Below are 19400 nucleotides of genomic sequence, written 5' to 3'. Positions count from 1 at the left end.
CCGACGAGATGGCGCGCATGCAGGCCGAAGCGCTCGACGCCATCAAGGCGGCGCGCGACCTCGAAGAACTCAAGCAGGTGCGCCTCGCGCACGCCGGTGACCGCTCGCCGATCGCCCTGGCCAACCGTGAGATCGGCGCGCTGCCTCCGGCGGCCCGCTCCGAGGCGGGCAAGCGCATCGGCGGCGCCCGCCGGTCGGTCGCCGACGCCCTCGCCGAGCGGCAGGCACAGCTGGAGGCCGAGCGCGACGAGCGGGTCCTCGTCGAGGAGACCGTCGATGTCACACTGCCCTCCACCCGCGCCCCCCGCGGCGCCAGGCATCCGCTCACCACCCTTCAGGAGCGCATCGCCGACGCCTTCGTCGCGATGGGCTACGAGGTGGCGGAGGGGCCCGAGCTGGAGGGGGAGTGGTTCAACTTCGACGCGCTGAACATCTCTCCCGACCACCCGGCGCGCTCGGAGCACGACACCTTCTTCGTGGAGTCCGTCGACTCCGGCAAGGTGCTGCGCACCCAGACCTCTCCCGTCCAGATCCGGGCGCTGCTCACCCGGGAGCTCCCGGTCTACGTGATCTCGCCGGGCAAGGTGTTCCGCACCGACGAGCTCGACGCCACCCACACCCCGGTCTTCCATCAGGTCGAGGGGCTGGCGATCGACGAGGGCCTGACCATGGCCCACCTCAAGGGCACCCTCGACCGGTTCGCCGAGGTGATGTTCGGTGAGGGCATCACCACCCGCTTCCGGCCCAACTACTTCCCGTTCACCGAGCCTTCCGCCGAGATGGACCTGAAGTGCTTCGTCTGCCGTGGCGCCTCCGCGCTGCCGGGCAACCCGCACTGCCGCACCTGCAAGTCGGAGGGCTGGATCGAGTGGGGTGGCTGCGGCATGGTCAACCCGCGGGTGCTCGTCGCCTGCGGCGTCGACCCCGCCCGCTACAGCGGCTTCGCCTTCGGTATGGGCGTCGAGCGCACCCTGATGTTCCGTCACAACGTCGAGGACATGCGCGACATGGTCGAGGGAGACGTCCGCTTCACGCTTCCCTTCGGAATGGAGATCTGATGAAGGTCCCGCTTTCATGGCTGCGGGAGTATGTCGATCTCCCCGCCGTCACGGCGCACGAGATCGCCGAGAAGCTCACCGCCGCCGGGCTCAAGCTCGAATCCGTCACCTCCTACGGCCACGACATCAAGAACGTCGTCGTGGGCGAGGTGATCTCCTTCGAGACGCTGGAGGGTTTCAAGAAGCCCATCCGCCACTGTCAGGTCGAGGTGGGGGAGGCCGCGCCGCGTGAGATCGTCTGCGGCGCGACCAACTTCGAGGCCGGCGACCGCGTTCCGGTCGCGCTGCCCGGCGCCGTGCTGCCCGGCGGATTCGAGATCGCCTCGCGCAAGACCTACGGGCGCCTGTCCGACGGCATGATCTGCTCGGAGGCGGAGCTCGGCATGGCCGACTCCTCACCCGGCATCCTCGTGCTGCCCGCCGGCACGCCGATCGGCGCGGACGTGGTCGAGTTGCTCGGCCTGCGTGACGACGTGATCGAGCTGGAGATCACTCCGGACATCGGCTACGCCCTCTCGATCCGGGGTGTGGCCCGCGAGGCCGCCACCGCCTTCGACTCGGCGTTCATCGACCCCGCCGACGTCTCCCCGCCCGCCGCGTCGGCCCCGTCCTATCCGGCCTCGATCGCCGACCCGTCGGCCTGCGACCGCTTCGTGCTTCGCGAGATCCGCGGATTCGACCCGTCGGCGCCGAGTCCGCTGTGGATGCGCGCCCGGCTCTCCCGCGCCGGTATGCGCCCGGTCTCGCTCGCCGTCGACGTCACCAACTACGTCATGCTGGAGATGGGCCAGCCGCTGCACGCCTTCGACGCGGCCAAGCTGACCGGCGAGATCGTGGTGCGCAGGGCCGAGCCGGACGAGACGCTGGAGACACTGGACCACGTGGTCCGCAAGCTCCACCCGGACGACATCCTGATCACCGACGGGTCGGGTGCGATCTCGATGGCCGGCACCATGGGCGGCCTGCACACCGAGATCTCCGACACCTCCACCGACATCGTGATCGAGGCGGCCCACTTCTCCGCCAGCGGCACCGCGCGCATGTCGCGCCGGCACAACCTGGTGAGCGAGGCCTCCAAGCGCTTCGAGCGGGGCGTCGACAGGGAGCTCCCGCTGTACGCCTCCTGGCGTGCGGCCGAGCTGCTGGCCGAGCTCGGCGGCGGTACGATCCAGCCGGGCGTCACCCACGCCGAGGTGGAGGTCGAACCGGTCCACATCGCCGTCCCGAGCGGTTACCCGGGCAGGGTCGCGGGCACCGCCTACGACCGCGAGACGGTGATCCGCCGCCTGGAGCAGGTCGGCTGCACGGTGGAGAGCCCCGCCGCCGCGACCGGGTCGGTGACGAGTGGCACGGCAGGCGGCACCGCCGCCACGGGCGACCCGGCCTCCGCCGGAATCGCCGCGAAACTCGCGGTCACCGGTGACGACATGCTGGCGGTCACCCCACCCTCATGGCGGCCGGACCTGACCGACCCGAACGATCTCGCCGAGGAGGTCATCAGGCTGGAGGGCTACGAGAACCTGCCCTCGATCCTGCCCGCCGCCCCTGCGGGCGCCGGTCTCAGCGAGAGCCAGCGCCTGCGCCGCAGGGTCGGTCGCGCCCTGGCCGCCGCGGGGTACGTCGAGATCCTCGCCTATCCCTTCACCGGGGAGCACGATCTCGACAACCTGCAGCTGCCCGCCGATGACGCGCGCCGCATGGCCGTACGGCTGGCCAACCCGCTCAGCGAGGACGAGCCGCTGATGCGGACGACGCTGCTGCCGGGCCTGCTCAAGACGCTGGTACGCAACGTGGGCCGGGGATTCGGCGACGTGGCGCTGTTCGAGGTGGGTCTGGTCTACCGGCCCTCGTCCGACGTGCCCTCCGTCGCTCCCGTGCTGGGCGTCGACCGCAGGCCGAGCCCGGAGGAGCTCGCCTCGATCGAGTCCGCGCTACCCGCCCAGCCGCTTCGGGTCGGGGTCGTGCTGGCCGGGGAGTTCGAGCCGTCCGGCTGGTGGAGCAAGGGTCGCCCGGCCGGCTGGGCGGACGCCGTCGAGGCGGCCCGCGTGGTGGCCGCGGAGGCCGGAGTCACCCTTGAGGTCCGCGCGGACCGGCACGAACCCTGGCACCCAGGCCGTTGCGCCGCGCTGTACGCCGGTGACGTGCTCGTCGGTCACGCCGGTGAGCTGCACCCGCGCGTCGTCGAGGCGTACGGCCTGCCGCCGCGCACCTGCGCGATGGAGCTGGAGCTGACCCGGCTGGAGTCGCTCGCCGCCGGTTCGCCGCAGGCTCCGGCGATCTCCGCCTACCCTGTCGCGAGTCAGGACGTCGCACTCATCGTCGACGCGGCGACCCCGGTGGCCGCCGTGGAGGCGGCGCTGCGCGAGGGCGCGGGCCCGCTGCTGGAGTCGATCCGGCTGTTCGACGTCTACACCGGCGCCCAGGTGGGCGAGGGCGGAAAATCCCTCGCCTACTCGCTGCGCTTCCGGGCGTCCGACCGGACGCTCACCGCGGAGGAGACCACCGCGGCCCGCGACGCGGCCGTGGCTCTGGCGGGGGAGCGCACCGGGGCGCGACAGCGCGGAGCCTGACCGGTTCACAGGGGGCTCGGGGTGTGTCCCGGGCCCCCTTTTCGCCGTATCGGGCCGGGATGCCTGTTTTCTGGGAGGTGGCGATGGCATACCTCGCCGGTCGCTCGGGGCGGATCGCCCGCCCGGAGCGGAGAAGAGCTTTCCCCAGGAGGGGATGATGAGGCATCTGCTGGTGTTCGCCGAGCGTGACGCCGCCGAGGAGGTCGCCGAGAGCGTGGCAGGGGAGTTCCCGGTGGTCGGGGTGCCCGAGGTGGTGAGGGAGACTCTCGCGGGTGAGGACGACGCCGAGGACGCTCAGTGGCTGGTGGTGGTCGAAGACCCTTCCGGCGCGCTGTCGCCGGAGGGGGTTGCCCGGCTGGAGGCGCTGGCCGAGAGGCACGAGGGCTGGCACGAGAGTGGGTGAGGCGCTGGTGAGACGCGGCGCCGACCGGTGCCAGGGACGGGGGATATGTCCGGCCGGTGCGGCGGAGCCCGCCTCGGGGTGTCCGGGGCGCGGGACCAGGCTTTAGAGCCGGTCGATGTCCGTCAGGTCGATGTCGATGTCGAACGGCGCCGAGATCTTGAGCTGGTCGTGGTGGATACCGGTGAGAACGTAGGACCTGGCGACCGGGTCGAGCTCGTAGACGTAGACGGCGGGCTTTCCCGACTGGTTCTCGACCAGCCAGAAGTGTGCGATGCCCGCCTCGGCGTACAGCGTCGGCTTGCGGTCGCGGTCGCGCTCCTTGGAGTCGGGGAGATGACCTCCACCACCAGCACGACGTCTTCGGCCCGGTAGAAGGTCTGCTCCGGACTGTGCTCGGCGGAGGCATGGATGACGCTGATGTCGGGCTCGGGCCGCTGCCGCTCGCCCAGGACGACGCTCATCTCTCGGCGCGCTCGAAGATCTTTTGGAATGGTCCGGTTAAGACCCGTTTCCAGGAGATACATGGTGCTCGTGTGAAAAGAAGCCTGAGGACTCACGAAGACCAGGCTTCCGTCAATTAACTCTGTGTGTGCGGGCAATTGCGAAATGCGATCGAGGTCCGCCGCGACGAACCCCTCCGGCGGGGGGAAGGCCCAGGCGGGCAGCGAGGACTCCGTCATCTCGGGGCTCCGTACGTCGATCGTCATGCCCTTACGGTAGCAATGTGATTCCGTTCCGTGAGGATATTCGCCGGTGTCCGTCTCAGGCGCGGGCGGCCTCCTCACGGCGGGCGCGCTCCCTGACCGCGTACTCGTCGGTGCGGGCGTCGTAGGTGCGGAACCTCGGCAGCAGCGCGGCCATCGCGGCCACCGCGCCGACGCACAGCAACCCGCCGGCGCCCAGGGAGAAGCGGGTGCCGCCGAGCTGGGCCATCAGGCCGGCCCTGGCGTTGCCGAGCATCGGGCCGCTGGTGTAGGAGAGCAGTTCGATCCCCGCCAGACGGCCGCGGAACTCGTCGGGGATGGTCTGGTTCCAGATGGTCGAGCGGAAGACACCGCTGATCATGTCGGCTGCCCCGGCCACGGCCAGGAAGGCGAAGATGCCCCAGACCTTGGGCATCAGCGCCGCCAGCGCCACCGCCACCCCCCACACGGCCGCCGCGACGATCACGCCGAGGCCGTGCCGGTGCACGTGCGCGGTCCATCCGGAGGTGACCGAGGCGATCAGCGAGCCGATGGCGGAGGCGGAGAAGAAGAGCCCGAGAGCCTCGGGGGCCCCCAGTTCGTCGGCGAGGAACGGATACAGCGCGGTGGAGAACGCGAAGATCATCGCGGCGATGTCGACCAGATAGGTGCCCATCAGGTCGGGACGGCCCACGGCGTAGCGGACCCCCTCGATCAGGGAGCTGATCGAGGCTTCGGGGCCGTCCTCCGAGCGCGGCTGGGCCCGGACCATCCAGAGCAGGACCAGGGACGCCAGGAAGGTCACGACGTTGATGCCGTACGCGACGGCGACGCCGAACCAGGCCGCGATCAGGCCGCTGAGACCCGGGGCGACGATGGCGCCCAGGTTCCACCGGAAGGCGCTGAGGGCGGCGGCCGCGGTCAGCTGGTCGTGCTTGACCACGCGCGGCAGCAGCGCCTCCAGGCTGGGCCGCTGCAGGCTGCCCAGCCCGGCCGAGAGCGCGCCGACCACGTACAGCACCCAGACCTGTGGTTTCGGCAGCAGCGCGTTGAGGGTCAGGATCGCGACCGTGAGGCAGAGGCCCACCTCGGTGAGAAGAATGATCTTGCGCCGGTCGAGGGCGTCGGCGATCGCCCCGCCCCAGAGCCCGCACACCACCATCGGGACGAACTCGGCCACGCTGACCAGGCCGACCGCCAGGTAGGAGCCGGTGAGCTCCTTCATCTGCAGCGGGACCGCGACCAGTGTCAGAAAGGTGCCGAACATCGTGATGACGCCGGAGCCGAAGAGCAGCCGGAAGTCACGTGAGTCGCGCAGGGGGCTGAGATCCATCACCAGGCGGCGAAGCAGGGATTTGATCGGTCGATCGGCGTTTTCCGGCACGAGCAGTTAGTTTCGGCGGCGACCCGTGCGGGGGCAAATCATTTTCCGAACGGGTCACCGCCGTGGTGGGGTATCGGAAAACCGTTTCCGCCCTCGCGGGAGACGACGGGTGCGGGGCCCGGGGGTGGAGCGGGCGTCAGAGGTTCAGGACCTCCTGGCGCAGCCGGGTCTTGAGGATCTTGCCGCCGGGGTTGCGGGGAAGCTCCGTCTCGCGCACCCAGAACCTGACCGGGATCTTGAAGGGGGCGATCCGCTCGCGCAGGAAGGCCCCCAGTTCCTCGTCGCTCGCCGGGGACGACAGCCGGAGTACCGCGCCGACCTCCTCGCCCAGTTCCTCGTGGGGGATCCCGATCACCGCGGCGTCCTCGACCGCCGGGTGTTCGAACAGCGCGGCCTCGACCTCGGCGCAGTAGACGTTCTCGCCGCCGCGGATGACCATGTCCTTGGCCCGGTCCACGATGAACACGAATCCCTCCTCGTCCACCCTGGCGAGGTCTCCGGTGTGCAGCCACCCGTCGACGATGGTCTCCGCGGTGGCCTCGGGCCGGTTCCAGTAGCCCAGGATGACGTTCGGGCCGCGCAGGCAGAGTTCGCCGATCGCGCCGACCGGCAGTTCGGCGCCGGTCGGGTCGGTGATCCTCACCTCGACCACGGCCATCGGCAGGCCGATGCTGTCGGGTTTGGCCAGGTAGTCGGCTCCGGTGTTGCTGATGGCGAGCGCGGTGGTCTCGGTCATGCCGTACCCGTTGGAGGAGGAGCGGTTGGGCAGTTGCGCGGTGATGCGCTCCAGTAGCTTCGGCGGGGCGGGGGCGCCGCCGTACCCGAGGCCACTGAGGCTGGAGATGTCGTACTTGCCCAGGTCGGGGTGCGACAGGAGCTGCCACACGTTGGTGGGTACGCCGGTGAGACCGGTGATCCGCTCGCGCTCGATCAGCTCCAGCGCACGGCCCGGGTCCCATTTGTACATCAGCACCAGGCCACCCCCGCTGAACATGGTGGTGGTCATCGCCGCGAAGCAGCCGGTGGCGTGGAAGAGCGGCACGGTGAGCAGGGTGATCCGCCGCTGCCCCGAGGTCTCACCCGGATCCTTGCCCGCCCTGATCGCACCCCGGTACATGCCGTAGGCGACGGTCATCGGCGACTGCCCGAGGTTGCGGTGGCTGCCGAGCGCCCCCTTGGGGCGGCCGGTGGTGCCGGAGGTGTAGAAGATCGTCGCCGGGTCCTCGGGGGAGAGGTCGACCGGGGGCAGCGTCACGTCCGCCTCCACCTCGCCCATCACGTCCTCGAAGGAGCGGGCGCCCTCGGGTGTCTCGCCGCGGGTCACGATGAGCGCCGGGCCCGGCCCGGCGAGCCCGGCCGCCCGCTCTCCGTCGGCGATCAGCACCTTGGCCCCCGAGTCGGAAAGCCCGTACTCCAGCTCCTGCGGTGTCCACCACGCGTTGAGCGGAACGGCTATCGCCCCCGCGGCCAGCGCGGCCGAGAAGGCGATCACCCATTCGGGGTAGTTGCGCATGGCGATGGCCACCCGGTCGCCCTTGACCACGCCGTAGTCGTCCACCAGGCGTCGCGCGAGCGTGGCGGTCCGCCGGTAGTGCTCCTCGTAGGTGATGCGCTCGTCCTCGTACGCCAGGAAGACCTTGTCGCCGTGGAACCTGCTCGTCTCGAGAAGTGCCCGGAAGTCGCGGGGCGCGTGCTTCCAGGTTCTGACGGTCCCGCCGTGGCTGAGGATCTCTTCCGTCTCGAAAAGCTGCCCCGGCGCGGTGAGCCGGGCTTGGAGCTGGTCATGGGTGACAGTCATGCGTTCGCACTCCCGGAGAACGAGGGACCGGAAACGTCACGATACCGACCGGTAGGTACGTGCAACAGTGCCGAAACATTACCGATGACCTCGTGCCCGTATTCACAAGTCGCGAAGCGTGATTTTCTGATCTTTCCGCCTGGATGGGGTTTTTCTGGGGCTGGGAGCCTCTGCCGCGCCGGGCTTGCATGGCAATCCTCCAAGATGCATAATCTTTCTAGTAAGTCCATGAGAAGTAGTGCATGACTATGCAGAAATCGAGAGGGGTCGGATGAGAGCGGCGATCGCGGGTGCCAGCGGTTACGCCGGAGGTGAGCTCCTGCGCCTGCTGCTGTCCCACCCCGGCATCGAGATCGGCGCGCTGACGGCGGCCTCAAGTGCGGGCACCGCCCTCGGCGCCCACCAGCCACACCTGGCCCCGCTGGCCGACAGGATCCTGCTGGAGACCACTCCCGAGACCCTCGGCGGCCACGACCTCGTCTTCCTCGCCCTGCCGCACGGGCAGTCGGCCGCGGTCGCCGAGCAGCTCGGCGACCGCACCCTCGTGGTCGACTGCGGCGCCGACTTCCGGCTCGCCGACCCCGCCGCATGGGAGCACTTCTACGGTGGCGTCCACGCGGGCACCTGGCCCTACGGACTGCCCGAGCTGCCGGGGCGGCGCGAGGAGTTGCGCGCCACCCGGAGGATCGCCGTGCCGGGGTGCTACCCGACGGCCGTCACCCTGGCCATGTTCCCCGCCTTCGCCGCCGGACTCGTCGGACCCGACGTGGTGGTGGTCGCCGCCAGCGGCACCAGCGGGGCCGGCAGGGCGCCCAAGCCGAACCTCCTGGGCAGCGAGGTGATGGGCTCCGCCAGCGCGTACGGCGTCGGCGGCGTCCACCGGCACACCCCGGAGATGGAGCAGAACCTCTCCCCCCTGGCGGGTGAGCCGGTCACCGTTTCCTTCACCCCCGTGCTGGCGCCGATGAGCCGTGGCATCCTCGCCACCTGCACCGCCCCCGCCAGGCCCGGCCTCACCCCGGCGGTCCTGCGCGAGGCGTATGAGACCGCCACCAAGGACGAGCCGTTCCTGCGGCTGCTCCCCGAGGGCCAGTGGCCCGCGACCTCGATGACCCTCGGCGCCAACACCGCCGCTCTCCAGGTCGTCCTGGACGAGCGCGCGGGCCGCGTCGTCGCCGTCGTCGCCATCGACAACCTCACCAAGGGCACGGCCGGAGGCGCGATCCAGAGCGCCAATCTCGCCCTCGGCCTGCCGGAAGAGTTCGGCCTACCTCTCAATGGAGTCGCCCCATGAGCGTGACCGCACCTCTCGGCTTCCGGGCGTCGGGTGTCGACGCCGGGATCAAGTCCAGCGCCGACCGCGACCTGGCACTGATCGTCAACGACGGCCCCTCGCGCGCCGCGGCCGGGGTCTTCACCAGCAACCGGGTGAAGGCCGCGCCGGTCCTGTGGTCCGCCCAGGTGCTGGCCGGAGGCCGGGTTCACGCCGTCGTCCTCAACTCCGGCGGCGCCAACGCCTGCACCGGGCCGCTCGGCTTCCAGGACACCCACGCCACCGCGGAGAAGGTCGCCGAAGCGCTGGGAGACTCGGCGGGGGAGATCGCGGTCTGTTCCACCGGCCTGATCGGCGAGCGGCTGCCGATGGACTCGCTGCTGGCCGGGGTCGACCTCGCGGTCTCCCAGCTCGCCAGGGACGGTGGTCTGGCCGCCGCCGACGCCATCCGCACCACCGACACCGTCTCGAAGATCTCCTTCAGAAAAGGCGCGGGCGGCTACATGGTCGGCGGCATGGCGAAGGGCGCGGGCATGCTCGCCCCCGGCCTCGCCACCATGCTGTCGGTGATCACCACCGACGCGGACCTGCCCGCCGAGCAACTCGACGAGGTGCTCCGTAAGGTGACGCGGGTCACCTTCGACCGCCTCGACGCCGACGGCTGCATGTCCACCAACGACACCGTTCTGCTCCTGGCCAGCGGTGCCTCCGGGGTCGTTCCCGACCTCGCCGAGTTCGAGCAGGTCCTTCTCGTCGTCTGCGCCGACCTCGCCCGCCAACTGCTGATGGACGCCGAGGGCGCCTCCAAGGCGATCGCCATCGAGGTCGTCGGAGCCGCCTCCGAGGACGACGCGGTCACCGTCGGCCGCGCCGTTTCCCGCTCCAACCTCTTCAAGTGCGCCATCTACGGCGAGGACCCCAACTGGGGCCGGGTGCTGTCGGCCGTCGGCACCACCGACGCCGTCTTCGAACCCGACAGGCTCAACGTGGCGATGAACGGCATCTGGATCTGCAGGGGCGGCGCCGCGGGCGACGACCGCTCCAAGGTCGACCTCACCCCGCGCGAGGTGACGATCACCATCGACCTGTCGGCGGGACCGCACACGGCGACGATCCACACCACCGACCTCACCGCGGAGTACGTCCACGAGAACTCGGCGTACTCCACATGAGACGCGCCGAGGCACTGACGAAGGCCACCACGCTGATCGAGACCCTGCCCTGGCTCGCGAGCTTCCACGGCGCGACCGTCGTCATCAAGTACGGCGGCAACGCGATGACCGAGGAGCACCTTCGCGAGAAGTTCGCCGCCGACGTCGTCTTCCTGCGCTACGCCGGGCTCAAGCCGGTGATCGTGCACGGGGGAGGGCCGCAGATCAACGCCCAGCTCGACCTCCTCGGCATCGAGTCCACCTTCACCGCGGGGCTCAGGGTCACCACCCCCGAGGCCATGCAGGTCGTCAGGATGGTCCTCGTCGGCCAGGTCAACCGCGACGTGGTCGGCCTGATCAACCGGCACGGGCCGTTCGCGATCGGCATGTCCGGCGAGGACGCCCACCTGTTCACCGCCGTACGCAAGCACGCCCTCGTGGACGGCGTCGGCGTCGACATCGGCCAGGTCGGCGACATCGTCAAGGTCGAGGCCGGAGCCGTGCGAGCCCTGCTGGACGACGGGCGGATCCCGGTGATCTCCTCGGTCGCGCGCAGCGACGACGGCACCGTCTACAACGTCAACGCCGACACCGCCGCCGCCGCGCTCGCCGTGGCGCTCCAGGCCTCCAAGTTGATCGTCCTGACCGACGTCGAGGGCCTGTACCGCGACTGGCGCCCCGGCACCGACGAGAACGAGATCATCGAGCAGCTGTCCGCCACCGAGCTGGAGAAGCTCCTGCCGAGCCTGTCCAGCGGCATGATCCCCAAGATGGAGGCGTGCCTGACCGCCGTCCAGGGCGGCGTGTCACGGGCCCACGTGCTCGACGGCAGGGTGCCCCACTCGGTGCTGCTGGAGATCTTCACCGACGAGGGCATAGGAACCATGGTGCTGCCGGACGCCTCCGAGGCGGCGGCCGCGCCGGAGCCGGTCAGGCGGCGGCCCGCGGCCCCCGCCCAGCTGAAGGGGAACGACGAGTGAGCACGCAGGAAAGCCCCGCAGGAGAGGCGCTCGCCAGGCGCTTCGAGGCCGCCTTCATGGCCAACTACGGCGTGCCCCCGTTGGCGCTGGCCCGAGGCGAGGGCGCGAGGGTCTGGGACGTCGACGGCCGCGAGTACCTCGACCTGATCGGCGGCATCGCGGTCAGCTCGCTCGGCCACGCCCATCCCGCGCTGGTGGAGGCCGTCTCCCGTCAGGTCGCCACCCTCGCCCACACCAGCAACCTCTTCCTGCACGAGCCCGAGGTGCTGCTCGCCGAGCGCCTGCTCGGCCTGCTCGGAGCCCCGGCCAAGGTGTTCCTCAGCAACTCCGGTACCGAGGCCAACGAGGCCGCGCTGAAGCTCTCCCTCAAGTACGGGAAGTCGAACGGCCGCACCTACTTCGTGGCCGCGGAGAACGCCTTCCACGGCCGTACCCTCGGCGCGCTCGCCCTGACCGGCAAGCCCTCGATCCGCGACCAGTTCGGCCCGTTCTCGATCGATGTCCGCTTCGTCCCCTACGGTGACGCGGACGCGCTCAAGAACGCGGTCACCGGCGAGTGCGCGGCGGTCTTCCTCGAACCCACCCAGGGCGAAGCGGGCGTCGTGCCCCCGCCCGAGGGCTACTTCACGGCCGCGAGGGAGATCTGCGACGCCACCGGCGCGCTGCTCGTCGCCGACGAGATCCAGTCGGCGATCGGCCGCACCGGGCACTGGTTCGCCCACCAGCACGAGGGCATCCTGCCCGACGTGCTCACCCTGGCCAAGGGCCTCGGAGGCGGCATGCCGATCGGCGCCTGCATCGGCTTCGGCACGGCGGCCACCGTCCTCGCCCAGGGAGACCACGGCTCCACCTTCGGTGGAAACCCCGTCTCCGCCGCCGCCGCGCTCGCCGTGCTCGACACCATTGACAGGGACGGCCTGTTGGAGCACGTCCGGACCCTCGGCGCCGAACTCGCGGAGGGCATCGCCGCGATCGACCACCCGTTGCTCGCCGGTGTCCGCGGCCGGGGGCTGTGGCGGGCCGTCGTGCTGAGTGACGACCGCTCCGCCCAGGTCCAGGCCGCCGCGCAGCGCGCGGGCTTCCTGGTCAACGCCCTCCAGCCCGACGCGGTACGGCTCGCGCCCCCGCTGGTGATCACATCCGCCCAGGTCGCGGCCTTCGTGGCCGCGCTTCCCGCCATCCTCGACGAGGCCGCAGATGCCCAGTAACCTCGCCGGACAGGCGCACGTCAGGCACTTCCTGAGGGACGACGACCTCTCGCCCGCAGAGCAGGCCCAGGTGCTCGACCTGGCCGAGGCCGTGAAGAAGGACCGCTACGCCTACCGCCCCTTCGAGGGCCCGCAGACCGTCGCCGTCCTCTTCGACAAGCACTCCACCCGCACCCGCGTCTCCTTCGCGGTCGGTATCGGCGAGCTCGGCGGGCTCCCCCTCATCCTCGACGCCGGGTCCTCCCAGATGGGCCGGGGCGAGTCGATCGAGGACACCGCCCGAGTCCTGGAACGCCAGGTGGGCGCGATCGTGTGGCGCACCTCGGGCCAGGAGAGGATCGAGGCCATGGCCTCGGAGTCCTCGGTGCCGGTGGTCAACGCCCTCACCGACGAGTTCCACCCCTGCCAGATCCTCGCCGACCTGCAGACCGTGAGGGAGCACTTCGGCAGGACGGCGGGGCTCACCCTGGCCTACTTCGGAGACGGGGCCAACAACATGGCCCACTCCTACCTGCTCGGCGGGGCCGTCGCCGGCATGCACGTGCGGATCGCCACCCCCGCCGGATACCTGCCGGACGCGGAGATCCTCCGGCGGGCCGGCGAGGTCGCCGCCGAGACCGGCGGATCCGTCGCCGTCCTCGCCGACCCGGCCGAGGCCGCCGCGGGCGCGGACGTGATCGCCACCGACACCTGGGTCTCCATGGGGCAGGACGGCAAGGAACAGCGGATCGCCGACCTCATGCCGTACCAGGTCAACGCCGCGCTGATGAGCCGGGCCGCCCCCGGCGCCGTCGTCCTGCACTGCCTGCCCGCCTACCGCGACCTGGAGATCTCCGCCGAGGTCCTCGACGGCCCGCAGAGCCTGGTGTGGGACCAGGCGGAGAACCGGCTGCACGCCCAGAAGGCCCTGCTGTACTGGCTGGTCTCGATGGCGGGCCGCGACGGGGCCCAGAACGCCGACCTCGCGGGTGACACGCCCGGAGGCGGGTGACCCGCATGACGATCCCGATGACCAAGGTCGCCCGCCAGGCACGGATCGCCGACCTCCTGCAGCGGCAACCGGTCAGATCCCAGCCAGAACTGGCCAAACTCCTGCTGGAGAGCGGTGTCGAGGTCACCCAGGCCACCCTCTCCCGCGACCTGGACGAACTCGGCGCGCTCAAGCTGCGCGCCGAGGACGGCTCCCTGGTCTACGCCCTGCCGGGGGAGGGCGGCGGCCGGATAGGACTCGCCAGGCTCGGCACCGGTGAGTCGCCCGCCGCCAGGCTCAGCAGATTCGCGGAGGAACTTCTCGTCTCCGCCGAGGCCTCCGCCAACCTGGTCATCGTCCGTACGCCGCCGGGCGCCGCGCAGTTCCTCGCCTCCGCCATCGACCACGCCGACTGGGAGTCCATCCTCGGTACCGTCGCGGGAGACGACACGATTCTCGTCATCAGCCGCGACCCGATGGGCGGGGCAGCTGTCGCCGAGGGATTGCTGCGGCACGCCGACCGACGTATTTAACCTGCTCAGGCGGTCATCCCTGGCAACATCTGACACTGTGCCAACAAGATCTTGGAGATATCCATCATGACCGACCGGGTCGTACTCGCATTCTCCGGAGGACTCGACACCTCCGTCGCCATTCCCTTCCTCGCCGAGAGGACCGGTGCCGAGGTCGTCGCGGTCGCCGTCGACGTCGGCCAGGGCGGCGAGGACATGGAGGTCATCCGCAAGCGCGCCATCGACTGCGGCGCAGTGGAGTCCGTCGTCGTGGACGCCCGCGAGGAGTTCGCCACCGACTTCTGCGTGCCCGCCCTGCAGGCCAACGCCCTCTACATGGACCGCTACCCACTGGTCTCCGCCCTGTCGCGGCCGCTGATCGTCAAGCACCTGGCCGCGGCGGCGAAGGAGTTCGGCGGCACCCACGTCTCGCACGGCTGCACCGGCAAGGGCAACGACCAGGTCCGCTTCGAGGCGGGCCTGGCCGCCCTGTACCCCGAGCTCAAGGTCATCGCTCCCGCCCGCGACTACGCGTGGACCCGGGACAAGGCGATCGCCTACGCCGAGAAGAAGAACCTGCCGATCGAGACGTCCAACAAGAACCCGTACTCCATCGACCAGAACATCTGGGGCAGGGCCATCGAGACCGGCTTCCTTGAGGACATCTGGAACGGCCCGATCGAGGACATCTACGCCTACACCGCCGACCCGGCACAGCCGCGCGACGCGGACGAGGTCATCATCAGCTTCGTCAAGGGCGTCCCCGTGGCGCTGGACGGGCGTCACCTCACCCCGTTCCGGATCATCGAGGAGCTCAACCGCCGCGCGGGCGCCCAGGGCGTCGGCCGCCTCGACATGGTCGAGGACCGGCTCGTCGGCATCAAGTCCCGAGAGGTCTACGAGGCGCCGGGCGCCATCGCCCTGATCACCGCCCACATGGAGCTGGAGAACGTCACCGTCGAGCGCGACCTCGCCCGCTTCAAGCGGTCGGTGGACCAGCGCTGGGGCGAGCTCGTCTACGACGGCCTCTGGTTCTCCCCGCTCAAGAAGGCCCTCGACACCTTCATCGCCGAGGCACAGGAGCACGTCACCGGCGAGATCCGGATGACCCTGCACGGCGGCAGGGCCACCGTGACCGGGCGCCGCTCCGAGGCGTCGCTGTACGACTTCAACCTCGCCACCTACGACACCGGCGACACCTTCGACCAGTCCCTCGCCAGGGGTTTCGTCGAGCTGTGGAGCCTGCCCTCCAAGATTGCCTCCGCTCGTGACGCCCGATCGGTCTGATTGGGCTAAGGTCGCGGATTGAACTGGGAGGGAGAACAACGGTGACTGATGGTGGCAAGCCCATGCGGCTCTGGGGCGGCCGGTTCGAAGGAGGTCCGGCCGACGCGCTGACCAGGCTCTCGGTGAGCGTGCACTTCGACTGGCGGTTGGTGCCGTACGACCTGATGGCCTCGCGCGCGCACGCCAGGGTGCTGCACCGCGCGAACCTGCTGAGCGACGACGAGCTGGCGCGCATGATCGGCGCCCTGGACGACCTGGAGCGCGCCTGCAAGGCGGGCGAGTTCCGGCCGACCGTCGCCGACGAGGACGTCCACACCGCGCTGGAGCGCGGCCTGCTGGAACGCCTCGGCACGCTCGGCGGCAAGCTTCGGGCCGGTCGCAGCCGCAACGACCAGGTCGCCACCGACCTACGGCTCTACCTCCGCGACCACGTCAGGCACATCGTGTCCAGGCTGGTGGAGCTGGAGACCGCGCTGATGAGCCAGGCCGAGGAGCACGCGGAGACCGCGGCCCCCGGTATGACCCACCTGCAGCACGCGCAGCCGGTCTCCTTCGGCCACCAGCTCCTGGCGCACGTGCACGCCTTCGCCCGCGACATCGATCGCCTGCGCGACTGGGACAGGCGCGCCGCCGTCTCCCCGCTGGGAGCGGGAGCGCTGGCCGGGTCCTCCCTGCCGCTCGACCCCCAGGCCGTGGCCGCAGAGCTCGGCTTCGACTCCGCCGCGCCCAACTCGATGGACGCCGTCGCCGACCGCGACTTCGCCGCCGAGTTCCTGTTCGACGCGGCGATGATCGGCGTGCACCTGTCGCGGCTGGGCGAGGAGATCGTCCTGTGGGCCTCGCAGGAGTTCCGCTGGATCGAGATGGACGACGCCTACTCCACCGGCTCGTCGATCATGCCGCAGAAGAAGAACCCCGACGTGGCCGAGCTGGCCCGAGGTAAGAGCGGCCGTCTCATCGGCAACCTCATGGCGCTGCTGACGACCCTCAAGGGCCTGCCGCTGACCTACAACCGCGATTTGCAGGAGGACAAGGAGCCGGTGTTCGACTCCGTCGACAGCCTGCTGCTGGTCCTTCCCGCGATGGCCGGGCTCGTCGCGACCATGCGCGTCAACACCGCCAAGCTGGAGGCCTCGGCCCCCGACGGGTTCGCGCTCGCCACCGACCTGGCCGAGCTGCTGGTCCGCAGGGGGGTCGCCTTCCGTGAGGCTCATGAGGCGGTCGGGCATCTGGTCGTCTGGTGCCAGGTCAACGACAAGGACTTCGGCGAGCTCACCGACGAGGAACTGGCCAAGGTCTCACCGCACTTCACACCCGACTCCCGTGAGGTCCTCTCGGTGCCCGGCGCCCTGGCGGCCCGCAAGGCGCACGGCGGTACGGCACCCGACCGGGTACGCGGCCAGCTCATCGCGCTGCGAGAGATCGTCGACGCTCAGGCCGCCTGGGCGAGCGGAAGCTGATGCAGGACGAGGGCCGGTCCGACGCGCCGCTGGCCCGCGGCTTCTTCGACCGGCCCGCCCACGAGGTCGCCCCCGACCTGCTGGGACGGGTGCTCGTACACGGACCGGTCGCGTTGCGCCTCACCGAGGTCGAGGCCTACGGGCTGCCGGGTGAGGATCCCGCGTCGCACACCTACCGGGGCCGGACGCCACGTAACGCGGTGATGTTCGGCCCACCGGGCCACCTGTACGTCTATTTCACGTACGGTATGCACTTCTGCGCCAACCTCACGTGCCTTCCCGAGATGATCGGCTCCGGTGTGCTGCTGCGGGCCGGAGAGGTGATCTCCGGCGTGGAGACCGCCCTGGCCCGCCGGGGCGCGGGGAGCACCAAGCCCGTCAGGGAGGTCGATCTCGCCAGGGGGCCGGCGCGACTGGCGGTGGCGCTCGCCTTCACCCGCGAGCACAACGGGCTCGACGCCTGCGCCCCAGGATCACTCTCCGTGATCGAGGGTGAACCGGCCAAGGCGTCGTCCATCCTGTCGGGGCCACGCACCGGCGTCTCGTCAGGAAAGGAGACGCCGTGGCGCTTCTGGATCGACGGCGAGCCCACGGTCTCACCCCACCGCCCGCATGTCCCACGCCGCCGGTAGGCCGCGCGTGCTCTCCCCTGTCGGTCTTCCTCCCGGCTGTCCTCGTGCGCGAGAAGGGTTTCGAGTGGCGTGGTGGTGCCGTGATCGGGCAGGGTGTACAAGAGCGCTAAATGTCCCTTCGAGCATTGGAAAGCAAGGATCGTGACCGACATTCTGGATGACCTCGCCTGGCGCGGCCTGATCGCGCAGTCCACCGACATCGACGCCCTGCGTGCGGCGATGGCCGAGGGTCCGATCACGGTCTATTGCGGCTTCGACCCGACCGCCCCCTCCCTGCACGTCGGCAATCTGGTCCCGCTGCTCACCCTCACCCGCCTCCAGCGGGCGGGCCACCGGGCCATCGGCCTGGTGGGCGGCGCGACGGGCCTGATCGGCGACCCCAGCGGACGGAGCACCGAGCGCTCGCTCAACTCCTCCGACGTCGTGGCCGAATGGGTGGCGCGGATCCGCGTCCAGGTGGAGAAGTTCCTTGACTTCTCGGACGAGAAGACCGGGATCCTCGTCAGCAACCTCGACTGGACCGAGGGCATGTCCGCGATCGACTTCCTGCGCGATGTCGGCAAGCACTTCCCGGTCAACCGGATGCTCGCCCGCGAGTCGGTCTCGGCCCGACTGGGCGGAGAAGGGCTCAGCTACACCGAGTTCAGCTACCAGATCCTGCAGGCCAACGACTACCTGGAGCTGAACAGGCGCCACGGCTGCACGCTCCAGATCGGTGGCAGCGACCAGTGGGGCAACATCACGGCGGGAACGGACCTCATCCGCCGGGTGACGGGCAGCCACGTGCACGCCCTTACCGTGCCACTGATCACCAAGGCCGACGGGACCAAGTTCGGCAAGACGGCCGGTGGCGCGGTCTGGCTCAACCCGGAGATGACCTCCCCGTACGCGTTCTACCAATTCTGGCTGAACGCGGACGACCGTGACGTGGTGAAGTTCCTCAAGATCTACAGCTTCCGGTCCCGTGAGGAGATCGAAGGGCTGGAGAAGGCCGCCGCCGAGCGGCCCGCCGGGCGCGAGGCACAGCGAGCGCTCGCCGAGGAGTTCACCACGCTGCTGCACGGCGCCGACGAGTGCGCCGCGGTGATCGCCGCCTCGGCGGCCCTGTTCGGCCAGGGCTCCCTGCAGGGGTTGCCGGCGCGCACGCTGGGGGAGGCCCTCGCCGAGGTGCCGCGCGCGGAGGTTCCCACCTTGGGGGCGTCCTTCGTCGACCTGCTCGCCGAGAGTGGCCTGGTCAAGTCGAAGTCGGAGGCGCGCCGAGCGGTGAAGGAGGGCGGCGCCTACCTCAACAACGTCAAGGTCACCGACGAGGCGTACGTGCCGTCCGCCGATGATCTGCTCCACGGACGTTTCCTGGTGCTGCGCCGTGGCAAGCGTTCCGTCGGCGGCGTCGAGATCCTCGCGCCCTGACTTTTCTTCCGCACATCCGCACCGCTCCCCGGGTCTCTGGTGCGATGGGGATCTTCCGCGTTGTCCTGGCCTTTGTTGGCTTTTGGCCTTTGGCCAGGTCAACGCGGAAGATCCCGAGCGGTCGGCGTCCGGCTCCGGTCGGGGCGCCGACCGTCTTGTTGAGTAACATTCCGGTAGCGAACGCTTCTGGTTTTCCTAAGCAACCGCGCTGACCTGCGGTTTTGTCGGGAGCAGCTGATTTGACGATGCTTCGAAGGGGGCATAATCTTTTCAATGCCCCGGAGCGAGCCGGACGCCGATCGGCGGACGGGCCCAGGGCCACTCCACCTGAACGAACCTGAGCGTTCGGACTCCGCGTAGGTCACCGGAAAACCGGTTGAGTTCGCTGTTTCCTGGATGGCAGGGTTGGTTCAGTGGGTTGCCTCGAGAGTGAGGCAGAGAGAATCCTAGCGAGTTTACAGGTTTTGTGACAATACAGCTGCCGGTCAGCAATTTGACACAATCTTGATAGGCTTGTACGGTTGAAATACGAAATGGAACGCCCCGGAGTTCTGCCGGACCGGTTGGTCGGGTGTGGGTGATGGTGTACGCGTCCGTTTCTTGAGAACTCAACAGTGTGTT

The 19400-nt window shown here is 69.9% G+C and carries 16 protein-coding genes; 13 read left to right on the top strand and 3 right to left on the bottom strand.

The window, feature by feature from the left end; translation table 11 throughout:
• Positions 1-8: 8 nt before the first annotated feature.
• The 3 genes from pheS (at position 9) to ACIBH4_RS32145 (ending at position 4031) form a co-directional block, all read left to right on the top strand.
• A complete protein-coding gene (pheS, locus tag ACIBH4_RS32155) occupies positions 9-1058 on the top strand; it encodes a phenylalanine--tRNA ligase subunit alpha (protein ID WP_362767063.1) in 1050 nt (349 codons plus the stop codon).
• Positions 1058-3628: a phenylalanine--tRNA ligase subunit beta gene (locus ACIBH4_RS32150; protein ID WP_362517742.1), complete on the top strand. Its 2571-nt coding sequence runs from the start codon at positions 1058-1060 to the stop codon at positions 3626-3628. Before pheS ends, ACIBH4_RS32150 begins: the two co-directional genes overlap by 1 nt.
• Positions 3629-3785: 157 nt before the next feature.
• Positions 3786-4031, top strand: a complete 246-nt coding sequence (locus ACIBH4_RS32145) for a hypothetical protein (RefSeq protein ID WP_362517739.1) — start codon at positions 3786-3788, stop codon at positions 4029-4031.
• A 122-nt stretch (positions 4032-4153) separates the two neighbouring features.
• Here the strand turns inward: ACIBH4_RS32145 and ACIBH4_RS32140 are convergent, their stop codons facing one another.
• From ACIBH4_RS32140 to ACIBH4_RS32130, 3 genes are all read right to left on the bottom strand, one after another.
• Positions 4154-4711: a Uma2 family endonuclease gene (locus ACIBH4_RS32140; protein WP_362767060.1), complete on the bottom strand. Its 558-nt coding sequence runs from the start codon at positions 4709-4711 to the stop codon at positions 4154-4156.
• Between the two features lie 82 nt (positions 4712-4793).
• The gene (locus tag ACIBH4_RS32135; RefSeq protein ID WP_362767013.1) at positions 4794-6047 is read right to left on the bottom strand and encodes an MFS transporter; all 1254 of its coding nucleotides are present in this window, start codon (positions 6045-6047) and stop codon (positions 4794-4796) included.
• A gap of 187 nt (positions 6048-6234) precedes the next feature.
• Positions 6235-7896 (bottom strand): class I adenylate-forming enzyme family protein, encoded by a 1662-nt coding sequence (locus tag ACIBH4_RS32130; protein ID WP_362517733.1) that lies wholly within the window; start codon positions 7894-7896, stop codon positions 6235-6237.
• Between the two features lie 271 nt (positions 7897-8167).
• On the opposite strand from ACIBH4_RS32130, the gene argC reads away from it, so the two are divergent.
• The 10 genes from argC to tyrS all read left to right on the top strand — a co-directional run bounded on the left by argC (position 8168) and on the right by tyrS (position 18779).
• Positions 8168-9190: an N-acetyl-gamma-glutamyl-phosphate reductase gene (argC, locus tag ACIBH4_RS32125; protein ID WP_362517730.1), complete on the top strand. Its 1023-nt coding sequence runs from the start codon at positions 8168-8170 to the stop codon at positions 9188-9190.
• Positions 9187-10341 (top strand): bifunctional glutamate N-acetyltransferase/amino-acid acetyltransferase ArgJ, encoded by a 1155-nt coding sequence (gene argJ, locus ACIBH4_RS32120; RefSeq protein ID WP_362517727.1) that lies wholly within the window; start codon positions 9187-9189, stop codon positions 10339-10341. The genes argC and argJ overlap by 4 nt, the downstream gene beginning before the upstream one ends.
• On the top strand, positions 10338-11300 hold the full coding sequence (gene argB / locus ACIBH4_RS32115) for an acetylglutamate kinase (protein WP_362517724.1): 963 nt from the start codon (positions 10338-10340) through the stop codon (positions 11298-11300). The genes argJ and argB overlap by 4 nt, the downstream gene beginning before the upstream one ends.
• A 56-nt stretch (positions 11301-11356) precedes the next feature.
• Positions 11357-12508 (top strand): acetylornithine transaminase, encoded by a 1152-nt coding sequence (locus tag ACIBH4_RS32110; protein ID WP_362767057.1) that lies wholly within the window; start codon positions 11357-11359, stop codon positions 12506-12508.
• A complete protein-coding gene (argF, locus tag ACIBH4_RS32105) occupies positions 12498-13499 on the top strand; it encodes an ornithine carbamoyltransferase (RefSeq protein ID WP_362517721.1) in 1002 nt (333 codons plus the stop codon). The genes ACIBH4_RS32110 and argF overlap by 11 nt, the downstream gene beginning before the upstream one ends.
• Positions 13500-13504: 5 nt before the next feature.
• Complete coding sequence (locus ACIBH4_RS32100; protein ID WP_350949187.1) at positions 13505-14011, top strand: arginine repressor; 507 nt, start codon at positions 13505-13507, stop codon at positions 14009-14011.
• Positions 14012-14077: 66 nt separating this feature from the next.
• Entirely contained in the window at positions 14078-15277 is a 1200-nt protein-coding gene (locus ACIBH4_RS32095) for an argininosuccinate synthase (protein WP_362517717.1), read from the top strand.
• 62 nt (positions 15278-15339) lie between these two features.
• Positions 15340-16737 carry an argininosuccinate lyase gene (argH, locus tag ACIBH4_RS32090; protein WP_362518039.1) on the top strand — a complete coding sequence of 466 codons (1398 nt, stop codon included), beginning with the start codon at positions 15340-15342 and terminating at the stop codon, positions 16735-16737.
• Entirely contained in the window at positions 16737-17369 is a 633-nt protein-coding gene (locus tag ACIBH4_RS32085; protein ID WP_362517713.1) for a DNA-3-methyladenine glycosylase, read from the top strand. Before argH ends, ACIBH4_RS32085 begins: the two co-directional genes overlap by 1 nt.
• A 141-nt stretch (positions 17370-17510) precedes the next feature.
• Complete coding sequence (gene tyrS, locus ACIBH4_RS32080) at positions 17511-18779, top strand: tyrosine--tRNA ligase (RefSeq protein WP_362767010.1); 1269 nt, start codon at positions 17511-17513, stop codon at positions 18777-18779.
• The last annotated feature ends 621 nt before the right edge of the window (positions 18780-19400 follow it).

Source organism: Streptosporangium sp. NPDC050284 (assembly GCF_044459525.1).
In the GTDB taxonomy this organism is placed as follows: Bacteria; Actinomycetota; Actinomycetes; order Streptosporangiales; family Streptosporangiaceae; genus Streptosporangium.
This window is presented reverse-complemented; position numbering and strand designations above follow the sequence as displayed.